15 protein-coding genes are annotated in these 12823 nt (G+C 67.2%); 14 read left to right on the top strand and 1 reads right to left on the bottom strand.

Annotated features, from left to right (window positions below):
* The first annotated feature begins 22 nt into the window (after positions 1–22).
* The 13 genes from D3226_RS12390 (at position 23) to D3226_RS12330 (ending at position 11113) form a co-directional block, all read left to right on the top strand.
* The gene (locus D3226_RS12390; protein WP_202382901.1) at positions 23–286 is read left to right on the top strand and encodes a phosphoribosyl-ATP diphosphatase; all 264 of its coding nucleotides are present in this window, start codon (positions 23–25) and stop codon (positions 284–286) included.
* A gap of 96 nt (positions 287–382) precedes the next feature.
* Entirely contained in the window at positions 383–1225 is an 843-nt protein-coding gene (hisG, locus tag D3226_RS12385; protein WP_202382900.1) for an ATP phosphoribosyltransferase, read from the top strand.
* A 14-nt stretch (positions 1226–1239) separates the two neighbouring features.
* Positions 1240–2037 carry an imidazole glycerol phosphate synthase subunit HisF gene (hisF, locus tag D3226_RS12380; protein ID WP_202382899.1) on the top strand — a complete coding sequence of 266 codons (798 nt, stop codon included), beginning with the start codon at positions 1240–1242 and terminating at the stop codon, positions 2035–2037.
* Positions 2034–2399, top strand: a complete 366-nt coding sequence (hisI, locus tag D3226_RS12375; protein WP_202382898.1) for a phosphoribosyl-AMP cyclohydrolase — start codon at positions 2034–2036, stop codon at positions 2397–2399. Before hisF ends, hisI begins: the two co-directional genes overlap by 4 nt.
* A gap of 100 nt (positions 2400–2499) precedes the next feature.
* On the top strand, positions 2500–4068 hold the full coding sequence (locus D3226_RS12370) for an anthranilate synthase component I (protein ID WP_202382897.1): 1569 nt from the start codon (positions 2500–2502) through the stop codon (positions 4066–4068).
* Positions 4065–4643 carry a Trp biosynthesis-associated membrane protein gene (locus tag D3226_RS12365; RefSeq protein WP_202382896.1) on the top strand — a complete coding sequence of 193 codons (579 nt, stop codon included), beginning with the start codon at positions 4065–4067 and terminating at the stop codon, positions 4641–4643. The genes D3226_RS12370 and D3226_RS12365 overlap by 4 nt, the downstream gene beginning before the upstream one ends.
* 34 nt (positions 4644–4677) lie before the next feature.
* On the top strand, positions 4678–4911 hold the full coding sequence (locus tag D3226_RS12360; protein WP_202382895.1) for a DUF6704 family protein: 234 nt from the start codon (positions 4678–4680) through the stop codon (positions 4909–4911).
* Position 4912: 1 nt separating this feature from the next.
* The gene (gene trpC, locus D3226_RS12355; RefSeq protein ID WP_202382894.1) at positions 4913–5683 is read left to right on the top strand and encodes an indole-3-glycerol phosphate synthase TrpC; all 771 of its coding nucleotides are present in this window, start codon (positions 4913–4915) and stop codon (positions 5681–5683) included.
* A gap of 14 nt (positions 5684–5697) precedes the next feature.
* A complete protein-coding gene (gene trpB / locus D3226_RS12350) occupies positions 5698–6969 on the top strand; it encodes a tryptophan synthase subunit beta (RefSeq protein ID WP_202382893.1) in 1272 nt (423 codons plus the stop codon).
* Positions 6966–7763: a tryptophan synthase subunit alpha gene (trpA, locus tag D3226_RS12345; protein ID WP_202382892.1), complete on the top strand. Its 798-nt coding sequence runs from the start codon at positions 6966–6968 to the stop codon at positions 7761–7763. Before trpB ends, trpA begins: the two co-directional genes overlap by 4 nt.
* An 82-nt stretch (positions 7764–7845) precedes the next feature.
* On the top strand, positions 7846–8799 hold the full coding sequence (gene lgt, locus D3226_RS12340; RefSeq protein WP_202382891.1) for a prolipoprotein diacylglyceryl transferase: 954 nt from the start codon (positions 7846–7848) through the stop codon (positions 8797–8799).
* A gap of 13 nt (positions 8800–8812) precedes the next feature.
* A complete protein-coding gene (pyk, locus tag D3226_RS12335) occupies positions 8813–10282 on the top strand; it encodes a pyruvate kinase (protein WP_202382890.1) in 1470 nt (489 codons plus the stop codon).
* A gap of 123 nt (positions 10283–10405) precedes the next feature.
* Positions 10406–11113 (top strand): hypothetical protein, encoded by a 708-nt coding sequence (locus D3226_RS12330; RefSeq protein WP_202382889.1) that lies wholly within the window; start codon positions 10406–10408, stop codon positions 11111–11113.
* 12 nt (positions 11114–11125) lie between these two features.
* Here the strand turns inward: D3226_RS12330 and D3226_RS12325 are convergent, their stop codons facing one another.
* Positions 11126–12247 (bottom strand): fatty acid desaturase family protein, encoded by a 1122-nt coding sequence (locus D3226_RS12325; protein ID WP_202382888.1) that lies wholly within the window; start codon positions 12245–12247, stop codon positions 11126–11128.
* A gap of 186 nt (positions 12248–12433) precedes the next feature.
* Here D3226_RS12325 and D3226_RS12320 point away from each other — a divergent pair, with 186 nt between their 5' ends.
* The gene (locus D3226_RS12320; RefSeq protein ID WP_202382887.1) at positions 12434–12631 is read left to right on the top strand and encodes a hypothetical protein; all 198 of its coding nucleotides are present in this window, start codon (positions 12434–12436) and stop codon (positions 12629–12631) included.
* Positions 12632–12823: the final 192 nt, after the last annotated feature.

Raw genomic sequence — 12823 nt, 5'->3', positions numbered from 1 at the left:
CGAAACCCGGTAGTGTAGAACCGTGAAATCCTTCGACTCGCTCTTCGCTGAGCTCTCCGAGAAGGCCGCGACTCGGCCTGAGGGGAGCGACACGGTCGCTCGCCTCGATGCCGGCATCCACTCGATCGGTAAGAAGATCGTTGAGGAGGCCGCCGAGGTCTGGATGGCCGCGGAGCACGAGTCCGATGAGGCCTGCGCTGAGGAGATCAGCCAGCTGCTCTACCACCTGCAGGTTCTGATGCTCGCCAAGGGGCTGAGCCTTGAGGACGTGTACACGCATCTGTAGCGTCGGTGCCCTTCCCGGCGCCGACGCTTGCCGCTGACCTCACATCACCCGGCACGCTGCAGATTCGGCTGCCACCACGGAAGGAACTCCTCCACCATGCTTCGCATCGCCGTCCCGAACAAGGGATCGCTCTCCGAGATCGCCGCCGAGATGCTCGCGGAGGCGGGCTACTCGGGTCGTCGTGACAGCCGCAAGCTCGTTCACGCGGACACGCGCAATGACGTCGAGTTCTTCTACCTCCGCCCGCGTGATATTGCGACCTATGTGGGATCGGGGGCGCTCGACGTGGGCATTACCGGGCGCGATTTGCTGCTCGACTCCGGCTCGACGGCCACCGAGGTTGAGACGCTCGAGTTCGCGGACTCCACGTTCCGCTTCGCGGCGCCGGCCGGCGGCGGATTCATCGAGCTGTCCGACCTCGCGGGGAAGCGGATTGCCACGAGCTACCCGAAACTCGTGGATGACTTTCTGCGGGCGCGCGGTGTCGAATCAGTGCTCGTAAAGCTCGACGGCGCCGTCGAGTCTGCGGTGCAGCTCGGCGTCGCAGACGCCGTGGCCGATGTGGTCTCGACCGGTGCAACGCTGCGTGCCGCCGGACTCGAGATCTTCGGACCCGTGATTCTCGAGTCGACCGCGGTGCTCATCGGAGGGCCGAACGAGCACCCCGGGATCGAGCGCCTGCTGCGCCGCCTGCGCGGTGTGCTCGTGGCCCGCAAGTATGTGCTCATGGACTACGACCTGCCCGCCGCGCAGCTCGAGGCTGCCTCGCAGGTGGCCGGTGGCATGGAGTCGCCCACGGTGTCGCCGTTGAAGGATGAGGCCTGGGTGGCGGTGCGCGTCATGGTGCGCGCCGACGAAGCGAACACGATCATGGACGAGCTCTATGACCTGGGCGCCCGCGCGATCCTGGTCACGCCCATCCACGCCGCTCGCCTCTAACAGGAGCCTGCCTCATGACTGTTGCAACCCGAGTGATTCCCTGCCTCGACGTGGCCGCGGGCCGTGTTGTGAAGGGGGTCAACTTTCTGAACCTGCGCGATGCGGGGGATCCAGTCGAGCTCGCGGCGAAGTATGCCGAGCAGGGCGCCGACGAACTGACCTTCCTTGACGTCACCGCTACGGTGGATGACCGCTCCACCACTTACGACGTGGTGCAGCGCACCGCCGAGCAGGTCTTCATCCCGCTGACCGTTGGCGGCGGGGTGCGCAGCGCCGAAGATGTTGCCCGGCTCCTCGGCGTTGGAGCCGACAAGGTCGGCATCAACAGTGGTGCAATCGCGCGCCCGGACGTGATTGGTGAGATCGCCGATCGCTTCGGCGCGCAGGTCGTGGTGCTGTCGCTCGATGTGAAGCGGAGCCCGCGAACGCCCTCCGGGTTCGTCGTTACGACTCACGGCGGCAAGCGGGAGACCGACCTTGACGCGCTCGAGTGGTGCCGCGAAGCGGTGGAACGCGGTGCGGGTGAGCTGCTCGTCAACTCAATGGACGCCGACGGCACGCAGGATGGTTTCGATCTGGAGCTCACCCGACTGGTGCGTGAGATCGCCGATGTCCCGGTGATCGCATCTGGCGGCGCTGGCGAGCTCGCGCACTTCGCGCCTGCCGTGGAGGCCGGTGCGGACGCAGTGCTTGCCGCGTCGGTGTTCCACTACAACAAGTTCACAATCGGTGAGGTGAAGCGCGCGCTTGCCGACGCGGGCCACACGGTGCGCCTCCCCGGCGCGATCGCGCGTGAGAGGAGCGGCGAATGATCCCCGCTGATGCGGTTCCCGAGAGCGTGAAGTTCGGCCCCGACGGGCTGCTTCCCGCGATTATTCAGGACGATGCCTCCGGCGAGGTGCTCATGCTCGCGTGGATGGATCACGAAGCACTGCGCCGAACGCTCACCTCGGGTCGGGTGACGTTCTGGTCTCGTTCGCGGCAGGAGTACTGGCGCAAGGGGGACACGTCCGGCCACCGGCAGTACGTGCGGAGCGTCGCGCTCGACTGCGACGGGGATACGCTGCTCGTTCGGGTCGAACAGATCGGCGCCGCGTGCCACACCGGTACGCGGAGCTGCTTTACGGGCCGCGAGATTCCGGCCCTGGTGGGGGAGCCTTCGCCCGAGGCGTAGGGGGAGCCTGTAAGCGGGGAACTCCCGCGGAACGCGCTGGTCCCGGATCCCGATCGAGAAGCGGCGCGGTTGCACAGCCCCCGCGCGATAGGCTGATCGGGTGACCCTGACGACCACGCGCGCAGCATTCGACGCCGCGCGATCCACCCACGCCGTGATCCCCGTCTGCCGAGAGGTGTTCGCCGACGCGGATACCCCGGTGAGCATCTACCGCAAGGTCGCGGACTCGCGGCCGGGCACCTTCCTGCTCGAATCTGCCGAGCAGGGCGGAGTGTGGACCCGCTTTAGCTTTGTCGGCGCTGGCAGCTTCGGCGTGCTCGGCGAGCGCGGCGGTCGGGCGCACTGGGCGCCCGCGCCCGGAAGTGATGTGAGCGAGGAGCGATTGCTGCCCGGCGGCGTCGCTGACCGCGGCCCGGTCGAGGCGCTGCGGGCTGCCTACGAGCGCTGGCGTGCACCGCAGGTTCCCGGCCTCCCGCCGCTCGCCAGCGGCTTTGTAGGCTACCTCGGGTGGGAGACCGTGCGTCAGTTCGAAAAGCTCGAGCACGGCCCCAGCGAGGGCCCCGGGCTGCCCACACAGGGCCTGAGCTTCGTCTCTGAACTCGTGGTGATCGATCACCGTGAGGGAAGCGTCGTGCTGCTCGCAAACGTGCTCAACGACGGCGTGCTCGCCGACGGGGCAGCCGCCGCACACGCCGACGATCAGTGGGCGGATGCGCAGGCTAGGCTCGACGCGCTCCAAGCGGCACTCGCGCGCCCGGTGAGTTCGCCACTCGGCTCATTCGACCGCGAGGCAGAGCCCGCGCCGCGCCGGCTGACGAGCACTCCCGAGTTCCTGCGTGCGGTCGAGGTCGCGCAGCGCCACATCGTGGATGGCGATATCTTCCAGGTGGTGCCATCGCAGCGTTTCGACCAGGAGTGCACGGCAGACCCGCTCGATGTCTACCGCGTGCTGCGGCACCTGAACCCGAGCCCCTACCTCTACCTCCTGCAGCTCGAGGACGCGGACGGCGCCCCGTTTGCGGTCGTGGGATCGAGCCCAGAGGCGCTCGTCACGGTGCAGGAGAGCGGTCACGTGATGACGCATCCAATTGCGGGATCGCGGCCGCGTGGCGCAACGGTTGACGAGGATCAGCAGCACGAGCGCGATCTCCTCGCCGACGAGAAGGAGCGTGCCGAGCACCTCATGCTCGTCGACCTGGCACGAAACGACCTGTTGCGTGCCTGCGAACCCGCGTCGGTTGAGGTGACCGAGTTCATGCGGATCGAGCGCTTCAGCCACATCATGCACATTGTGTCGACGGTGGAGGGGCAGCTGCGCGAGGGGGAGAGCCCCATCGACGTGTTCCAGGCCACATTCCCCGCGGGCACACTCTCGGGCGCACCGAAGCCGCGCGCTCTCGAGATCATCGACGCGCTCGAGCCCGTGCAGCGCGGCGTCTACGGCGGCGTTGTTGGCTACTTCGGCCTGGGCGGCGCAGCCGACCTCGCGATCGCCATCCGCACCGCAACGATCAAGGACGGCATTGCGATGGTCCAGGCCGGTGCCGGCATCGTCGCAGACTCGGTGCCCGAATCGGAGGACGCCGAGTGCCGCAGTAAGGCCGCGGCCCCACTGCGCGCCATCGCAATTGCCAACACGCTGCACGAACTGAAGGAGTCTGCACGATGAGCCCGAAGCTGCTGTCCCTAAGCGGGATCGCGATTGTCGGTGGCGCAGGCCTGCTGGCCGGCGCGCAGGCCTGGGTCTCGTTCATGCTCGACGGCACCCACGACATCGAAAAGGTCACGGGCCACGCGCTGAACCCCGCGCTCTCGCCCGTTGCGATCGCCATCGTTGCGGCGGCCCTCGCGCTCACGATCGCAGGGCCCATCTTCCGGCGCGTGTTGGGCGTGCTCGTCGCGCTGCTGGGCGTGGGGCTCGCTGCGCTGACGATCAATGTGCTGCAGGCGCCCCTCTCCGCGGTTTCCGGCCGCATCACCGAGCTCACCGGCATCGCCGGCGGCGCGAGCACCACCATGGTGGTGTGGAGCCAGGTGTCCGTGTGGGCGTGGGTCAGCCTCGCCGCGGGCGTGCTTGCCGCGCTGCTGGGAGTCCTCGTCGCGATTACGGGCGGGCGTTGGGTCACCGGCGGTCGCAAATACGATGCGGGATCGGCGGCAAAGTCGCGCGGCGGCGCGCCCGACCGCATCTCGGACTGGGACGCGCTGAGCGACGGCGACGACCCCACCGCGGATATCCGCTAGGCTTAAAGAGTTCACACCCGTTCAGAGGAGATTCATGAGTACCCAGCACGGAGACCCCGGTCACGGTGATTCGCCCGCCGCATGGACGGCGGTCGTGGTGATGCTGCTTGGCATCGCTGCCGGCACCGTCTTCTTCTTCCTGCACATGTCGACCATGGTGTGGGTGTGCGCTGGCATCGTCGTTCTCGGCGCCATCCTCGGGTGGATCCTGTCGAAGGCGGGCTACGGCGTTAACGGCCCGAAGTTCGCCCCCAAGACGCACGACTAACGTGCTCGACCAACTGCTCGCGGGATCCCTCGAGGACGCGCGGGCGCGACGAGAGCTTCGGTCTTCCGCTCAGGTGGAGGCCGAAGCTCTCGGTCGTGCTCCCGCACTCGACGCACTCGCTGCCCTTGCCCCCGCCGACCACATCAAGGTGATCGCCGAGGTGAAGCGCGCGAGCCCCTCTCGCGGTGACCTTGCCGAGATCGCGGAGCCGCAGACGCTCGCGGCGCAGTATGAGTCCGGCGGCGCGAGCGCCGTCAGCGTGCTGACCGAGGAGCGCAAGTTCAAGGGTTCACTCGCAGACCTCGAGGCTGTCCGCAAGGCCGTGAGTATTCCGGTGCTCCGCAAAGACTTCATCGGCGACGAGTACCAGGTGCTCGAGGCGCGTGCTGCAGGTGCAGACCTCGTGCTGCTCATCGTGGCTGCGCTGCCGCAGGAGCGCCTCGTGTCGCTGCACACCATGATTCGCGAGCTCGGCATGACCCCGCTCGTGGAAGCACACTCCGCGGACGAGGTGGCGCGCGCCGTCGACCTGGGTGCCCAGCTCATCGGCGTGAACGCCCGCGACCTGCGTACCTTTGAACTCGATCGCGAGCTGTTCGGCCGCGTTGCCGACCAGATCCCCGCTGGTGTCATTCGCGTGGCCGAATCGGCCGTGCTCGACGTCGCGGATGTGGCGCACTACCGCGAGGCCGGCGCTGATGTCGTTCTTGTCGGTGAGGCGCTCGTGACCAACGATCCCGTCGCGACGCTGCAGTCTTACCTCAGCGTCTGACACTGAGGAAAACCATGACAGATCACCCCGCAGAAGCGACGACGCCCACCGGGGCCGCATCGGAGTCCGTGACGAGCCTGCGCGAGCAGCACGGTCCGTTCTTTGGTGACTTCGGCGGCCGGTTCATGCCCGAATCGCTCATCGCAGCAATCGATGAGCTGACGGCGGCATACGTCGAGGCGCAGGTCGATCCCGAGTTCCGTGCCGAGCTCGTTGAGCTCCTCGAGAGCTATGCGGGGCGCCCATCTCCGATCACCGAGGTGCCGCGCTTTGCCGCGCACGCTGGTGGCGCGCGAATCTACCTCAAGCGCGAAGACCTGAACCACACCGGCTCGCACAAGATCAACAATGTGCTCGGCCAGGCTCTGCTGACGAAGCGCCTCGGCAAGAAGCGCGTCATCGCGGAGACCGGCGCCGGCCAGCACGGTGTGGCGACCGCGACCGCAGCGGCTCTCTTCGGTCTCGAGTGCACGATCTACATGGGCGAGGTGGACACCGAGCGTCAGGCTCTCAACGTGGCCCGCATGCGCCTGCTCGGCGCAGAGGTGATTCCGGTGACCACCGGTTCACGGACGCTGAAGGACGCCATCAACGAGGCGTATCGCGACTGGGTGGCCACGGTCGATCGCACCAACTACATTTTTGGCACCGCCGCGGGCCCGCACCCGTTCCCCGCGATGGTGCGCGACTTCCAGAAGATCATCTCGGAGGAGGCTCGCGCCCAGCTGCTCGCACGCGAGGGGCGTCTGCCCGACGCGGTCGTTGCCTGCGTGGGCGGCGGCTCGAATGCCATTGGCATGTTCGATGCCTACCTCGATGACGCGGACGTAAAGATCTACGGTGTGGAGGCTGCGGGCGACGGTGTCGACACCGAGCGTCACGCCGCGTCCATCGAGCGCGGCCGGCCGGGCATCCTGCACGGCGCCAAGACCTACGTGCTGCAGGACGAGGATGGGCAGACGATCGAGTCGCACTCGATTTCGGCCGGACTCGACTACCCGGGCGTTGGTCCGGAGCATGCCTGGCTGTCCGATATCGGCCGTGTGAGCTACATTCCCGCGACCGACGACGAGGCGATGCAGGCGCTGCGCCTGCTCAGCCAGACCGAGGGCATCATTCCCGCGATCGAGTCAGCTCACGCGCTGGCTGGCGCGATGCGGATCGCGAAGGATCTCGGCCCGGAGCAGATCGTGATGGTCAGCCTCTCCGGGCGCGGCGACAAGGACATGGCAACTGCGGGCCGCTACTTTGGCCTGCTCGATGGCGAGGCAGGAGCCGAGGGATGAGCGGGATCGAATCTCAGGTCGAGCGTGCGATCCGCGCCGCGAAGGCCGAGCGCGCTGGCGCGCTGATTGGCTACCTCCCCGTCGGCTTCCCGGATCTCGATACGAGCGTCGCAGCGGCGATCGAGATGGCGAATGCGGGCGCAGATGTGCTCGAGCTTGGCCTGCCCTACTCCGATCCGGTCATGGACGGACTGATTATTCAGGAGGCCACGCAGACCGCTCTTGCGGGCGGCTTCCGCGTTGCGCACGTGTTCGAGGCCGTGCGCCGCGTGCGTGAGGCCGTCGACGTGCCCGTCCTCGTGATGACCTACTGGAACCCGGTGATGCAGTACGGGGTTGAGCGCTTCGCGGAGGACCTTGCCGCCGCGGGCGGCGCTGGCCTCATCACGCCGGACATCACCCCCGATGCCGCTGGCGAGTGGATCGCGGTGTCGGAGCGTGTCGGCCTCGACCGGGTGTTCCTGGCGGCGCCGAGCTCCAGCGATGAACGTCTCGCGCTCGTTGCCGAGTCGAGCACGGGCTTTGTCTACACCGTGTCGACCATGGGCATCACGGGAGAGCGTGCGGAGCTTGACGCGGCAGCTCGTGGCCTCACCGGACGACTTCGTGCGCAGGGGGCCGAGCTTGCCTGCGTGGGGATCGGGATCTCCACGCCCGAGCAGGTCGCCGGGGCCCTTGAGTACGCGGACGGCGCCATCGTCGGTACCGCGTTCGTGCGCGCGCTGCGCGACGGCGGTGTTGCGCAGCTCGGGGAAACCGTGCGTGCAATCGCTGCGGGAACCGCGCCGCGCTAGGATGAATTTCGACCGCTGTGTCGCACTGGCACAGCACCACCAGCAGCTTCCGGCGGCCTAGCCGCGGGCGAAAGAGGAGTGAATGATTCTCCCAATGAGCATCCCGAGCCCCGACCTGCAGTTCCTGCAGATCGGCCCCCTGCGGATCTACTTCTACGCGCTCTGCATCATCGCGGGGATTATCATCGCGGGGATCTGGACGGCTCGCCGTCTGACCGCCCGCGGGGGAGAGAAGGGCGCAACGCTCGACTTCCTCGTGTGGTCGCTCGTGCTCGGCATCATCGGCGCGCGTCTCTACCACGTGGTGACGCACTGGGGTGACTACTTCGGTGCGGGCAAGAACCCCCTCGAGATCTTCGCGTTCTGGAACGGTGGCATCGCCATCTTCGGCGCGCTGCTCGGCGGTGGCGTCGGCGTGCTGATTGCCTCGCGCATCACGGGCATCCGCTTCGCCTCGTTCGCGGATGCGCTGGTTCCCGGTCTGCTCATTGCGCAGGCGGTCGGCCGCCTCGGCAACTGGTTCAACCACGAGCTGTTCGGTGGCCCGACCACGCTGCCCTGGGGTCTCGAGATCGAGTCGTCGAACCCCGCCTTCCCGATCGGTCTGCCCGAGGGCACGCTCTTCCATCCCACCTTCCTCTACGAGGCGCTGTGGAACATCCTCGGCATCATCGTGCTGCTTGCCATCGAGCGGAAGTGGCGCCCCCGCTGGGGCACCTTCTTCGGTATGTACCTCGTCTGGTACGGCATCGGCCGCGCATTCACTGAGTCGCTCCGCGTCGATCCGAGCCTGCTCTTCCTCGGTATCCGCACGAACGTGCTTGCCGCGCTCCTCGCGATCGTTGTCGGCCTCGTTGCGATCTTCGTGCAGCGCCGTCGCCACGTGGGCCTCGAGTCCTCGGTGTACCTGCCGGGACGCAGCAACCCGCTTGACTCGGTGCTTCGCGACACCGCTGACTCCGAGGAGTTCTTCCACGTGATCGACCACGGCGATGCACCCGCCGCAACCGTCGATTCCGCTACTTCGTCTCGCTAAGCAAGGAGAGCACATGCGCCACGCCAAGATCGTTGCGACCTGGGGGCCGGCGGTCTCCAGCTACGACCACACGCTGGAACTGATTCGCGCGGGCGTCAATGTGGCCCGACTCAACATGTCTCACGGCACGTACAACGTGCACGAGGGGATTTACCGCAACATCCGGCGCGCGGAGATCGAGGTCGGGCGTCCCATCGCGGTGCTCGCAGATCTCCAGGGGCCGAAGATCCGCCTCGGCAAGTTCGAGGGTGGCCCGTACGAACTCGAGGTGGGCGATGAGTTCGCAATCACCACGCGCGACATCGTGGGGGATCGCACGATCTCCAGCACCACCCACAAGGGGCTGCCGGGCGATGTGAAGGTCGGCGACCCGCTGCTTGTGGACGACGGCAAGGTCGGTCTCCGCGCAGTGCGTGTCACCGAGGACACGGTTTACACGACCGTCGAGATCCCCGGTGCCGTGTCGAACAACAAGGGCATCAACCTCCCCGGTGTCGCGGTCAACGTGCCCGCGCTCTCCGACAAGGATGAGCAGGATCTGCGCTGGGCGATTGCCCTCGGCGCCGACTACATCGCGCTCTCGTTCGTGCGCGACGCCGCTGATATCACCCGCGTGCACGAGATCATGGACGAGGAGGGCGTGCGCCTTCCTGTGATCGCCAAGATCGAGAAGCCGCAGGCCGTCGAGCACCTCGAAGAGATCGTCGACGCATTCGACGGCATCATGGTGGCCCGTGGCGACCTGGGCGTCGAACTGCCCCTCGAACAGGTGCCGCTCGTGCAGACCGAGGCGATCGCGCTCGCGCGACGCAACGCGAAGCCGGTGATCGTGGCAACGCAGGTGCTTGAATCGATGATCGAGAACCCCCGCCCCACGCGCGCCGAGGCCTCCGACTGCGCGAACGCGGTGCTTGACGGCGCCGACGCGGTGATGCTGTCCGGCGAGACGAGCGTTGGGGCGTACCCCGTTGAGGCGGTTGCCACCATGGCACGCATCATCGAGGCCACCGAGGATCACGCGCTGGATCGCATCGAGCCGCTCGGTGTCGAGCCCCGCAGCCAGGGTGGCGCGCTGACGCTTGCCGCGTCCGAGGTCGCAGACTTCATCGGCGCGCGCTACATTTGCGTGTTCACGGAATCCGGCGACACGGTGCGGCGGATGTCGCGCCTGCGGAAGCCGATCCCGATCATCGGGTTTACGCCCGATGCGAGCACGCGACGCCGCATGGAGCTCACCTGGGGTGCCCGCAGCTACGAGGTGCCGCGCGTGGAGAGCACCGATGAGATGTTCACGCAGGCGGACGAGCTGCTGCTCGAGCACTCGCGCGCTGAGGTGGGCGACAAGGTCGTCATCATCGCCGGTTCCCCTCCTGGGATCGTCGGGACCACGAACACGCTGCGCATTCACCGGATGGGTGAGACCACGGGAAAGCTGCCTGAGGCAGGCCCGCGCAAGCACACGCTGGGGCGCGCTGACTCCTAGCGAGTCGCGTCTCACGTAGGAGAGCGGGGTCCGGCGAAGCGGAAGCTTCGTGGGGCCCCGCTTCGCTGTGTGGCGGGAGCGGGAGGGTGTCGCCCGTCGGAGGCGCTCGCTAGGCTGTGGCACATGCGTGCTTCGATCTCCACAGCTCCTCCTGCGGTGCTCACGTCAGCGCACGGGGCTCGCCAGCGATTCCCACGCGCGCTGCTGCTCGGGATCGCTGCGCTCGGTGTGCTGGGCCTCGCCGCGTGCGCGCCTGAGCCGGGGGAGGCACCCGCGAGCCCGGCTCCCACAACCTCCGCCCCTGCGCCGGAAACGCCGAGCGCGCCAGAGCCGCCCGCTGAGCCGAAAACTGGCGCACTCGAGGCTCCGCTGGTTCTCCCAGCATGCAACGCGCTCGTCACGCCGGAGCAGGCCGTCGAGTTGGGGGAGCCGCGATACGAGGAACTCGACGCAGAGACGAGCGATCGACTCGCGGGCGTGGCGCGCGATGGCGCAATGGGCCCCGCGGCGAACGCGGCGCTCGACGCGGCGACCGAGATTCGGCAGTGCTCCTGGGGTGTTCCGAACAGTGGCTCGCTGACGACGCTCTTCGTCGCGGTGCTCAGCCCCGAGGTGCGCGACGATTTCCGGGCAGCACTTGACGCCTCCGACTTCGAGAAGCGCACGGAGGGTGAGGCGACGGGCTACGCGTTGACCACCGAGAACGGCATCGCCGTGACCACGCAGTGGTACCTCTTCTCCGGGGATGTGTGGGTCGCTGAGGTCGGCCGCCCGGAGCATCGCTTCGCCGGCGCGGCGCTGGCCGCCGTTCAGGCCGCAAACGCCGAATAGGGAGCGGGAACGCTAGCGCGCACGCCCGTACTGTGCCGACACCGGGCATTCGAACGGGTCGCGGGCGCTGAGGCCCACCCGATTCAAATACTCGATCACAATGCCGTAGGAGTGCCACAACGACGTCTCCGTATATGGCACGCGGTGCTCGGCGCAGAACTCGCGCACAATCTTGCTCGCCTTCGCGAGGTGCGGCCGGGCCATGCTGGGGAACAGGTGGTGCTCAACCTGGTAGTTCAGGCCGCCCATCAGTGAGGTGGCCCACCAGCCGCCGCGGATGTTCCGCGAGGTGCGCACCTGCTTGGAGAAGAAATCAAGCTTTGCGGACGCCGCGATGACCGGCATTCCCTTGTGGTTCGGGGCGAAAGACGCGCCCATGTACACCCCGAACACGGCGAACTGCACACCGAGGAACGCGAAGGCCATCCCCACGGGAAGGAACAGGAACACCGGCGTGAGGAGCAGGACGAAGCGGGCGGCGATAATGCTGAGTTCGATCCAGCGTCCCCGCACCGGCTCGCGCGAGAACAGGTGCCGGAAGCTGTGCAGGTGCAGATTCAGGCCCTCGAGTGTGAGCAGGGGGAAGAACAGCCAGCCCTGACGCTTCGTGATTGCGCGGCGCAGCCCGCGCGCCTCGACCGCATCCTCCTCGAGGAACGAGATCGTGTCGACCTCGATATCGGGATCCTTGCCGACGCGGTTCGGATTTGCGTGGTGGCGTGTGTGCTTCGAGTCCCACCAGGAGTAACTCATGCCAATTGAGCCGGCAAGCACGCGCGCGAGCCGATCGTTTGCGGGACCGGTCGACAAGATCTGCCGGTGCGCGGCCTCGTGCGCGAGGAAGGCGATCTGCGTGAAAATGATCCCGAGCACCGCGGCGATGATGAGCTGGAACCAGCTGTCGCCCAGCAGAATTGAGCCAGCGATTGCTCCAGCGAGAGCGACGACGATCCCGGCGCCCACAGCCGCGTAGAAGCCATGTGCTCGACGAAGTAGACCCTGCTCCTTCGCGGTGCGAGTTACCTCGACGTAGGCGCGCGCGATGGGTGGGAAGTCCCTTTCCGAAGACCGGGTGGGGCGAAGCTCTCCGAGCGCGTCAAGCGGATGTGAGAGGAGTACGTTCGAGCTCGTCATCGGGCGGCCACCATTCGAGTGGGAGAACACCATCGGCGTTACTCGGCGAAGCGCAGGGCGGTCGCCGTTCGCTTGCCTCACGGTAGCGCAGAGCGCATACGTGGAGCGCCATGTTCTCTCAGGGGAACTGGGTGCGCCGCGTCCGCACGATTCGGCAGCTGCGACGCACAGGCGTACCCTCGGAGTATGAGCGAGAACCGTACTCCGTCCCGTGCCGCATCCATTGCTTGGATGACGGGCGGCCTCATCATTGGCGGTGGGCTCGGCCTGGTCGCTGGAATCGCGATGGGCTGGGTCGGCATGGGAATCGGGGTGGGCCTCGCTCTCGGCGCGATCGTGGGCTTCATCGGCGGCGCTCCGGGGAGCGGCGACAGCACTGAGTAGCGGCCGTCCGCCAGCCTCGTGACTGCTACGGTTGAGGCGTGATGATTCTCGGAGCAGTGATCTCTTGGGCCGTGTTTGTTGGCGCCGGGATCGTGGTCGGCGTGACCCTCTGGCGCAACGCGAAGCGGAAGCGCGAGGAGCGCGACTCGTAGCGATCCCACACTGGTCTCGCTAGGGTGAGTCCATGGCAGA

Origin of the sequence: Leucobacter chromiireducens subsp. chromiireducens (assembly GCF_016758255.1) — a bacterium.
GTDB lineage: Bacteria > Actinomycetota > Actinomycetes > Actinomycetales > Microbacteriaceae > Leucobacter > Leucobacter chromiireducens.
The sequence above is the reverse complement of the archived record's forward strand: the minus strand, read 5'-3'. Positions and strand labels throughout refer to the sequence as shown.

Excerpts from the sequence above, each read along its gene's own strand:
- hisG (WP_202382900.1), top strand. The coding sequence starts at position 383 with ATGCTTCGCATCGCCGTCCCGAACAAGGGATCGCTCTCCGAGATCGCC.
- hisF (WP_202382899.1), top strand. The coding sequence starts at position 1,240 with ATGACTGTTGCAACCCGAGTGATTCCCTGCCTCGACGTGGCCGCGGGC.
- hisI (WP_202382898.1), top strand. The coding sequence starts at position 2,034 with ATGATCCCCGCTGATGCGGTTCCCGAGAGCGTGAAGTTCGGCCCCGAC.
- D3226_RS12365 (WP_202382896.1), top strand. The coding sequence starts at position 4,065 with ATGAGCCCGAAGCTGCTGTCCCTAAGCGGGATCGCGATTGTCGGTGGC.
- D3226_RS12360 (WP_202382895.1), top strand. The coding sequence starts at position 4,678 with ATGAGTACCCAGCACGGAGACCCCGGTCACGGTGATTCGCCCGCCGCA.
- trpB (WP_202382893.1), top strand. The coding sequence starts at position 5,698 with ATGACAGATCACCCCGCAGAAGCGACGACGCCCACCGGGGCCGCATCG.
- trpA (WP_202382892.1), top strand. The coding sequence starts at position 6,966 with ATGAGCGGGATCGAATCTCAGGTCGAGCGTGCGATCCGCGCCGCGAAG.
- lgt (WP_202382891.1), top strand. The coding sequence starts at position 7,846 with ATGATTCTCCCAATGAGCATCCCGAGCCCCGACCTGCAGTTCCTGCAG.
- pyk (WP_202382890.1), top strand. The coding sequence starts at position 8,813 with ATGCGCCACGCCAAGATCGTTGCGACCTGGGGGCCGGCGGTCTCCAGC.
- D3226_RS12330 (WP_202382889.1), top strand. The coding sequence starts at position 10,406 with ATGCGTGCTTCGATCTCCACAGCTCCTCCTGCGGTGCTCACGTCAGCG.
- D3226_RS12325 (WP_202382888.1), bottom strand. The coding sequence starts at position 12,247 with ATGACGAGCTCGAACGTACTCCTCTCACATCCGCTTGACGCGCTCGGA.
- D3226_RS12320 (WP_202382887.1), top strand. The coding sequence starts at position 12,434 with ATGAGCGAGAACCGTACTCCGTCCCGTGCCGCATCCATTGCTTGGATG.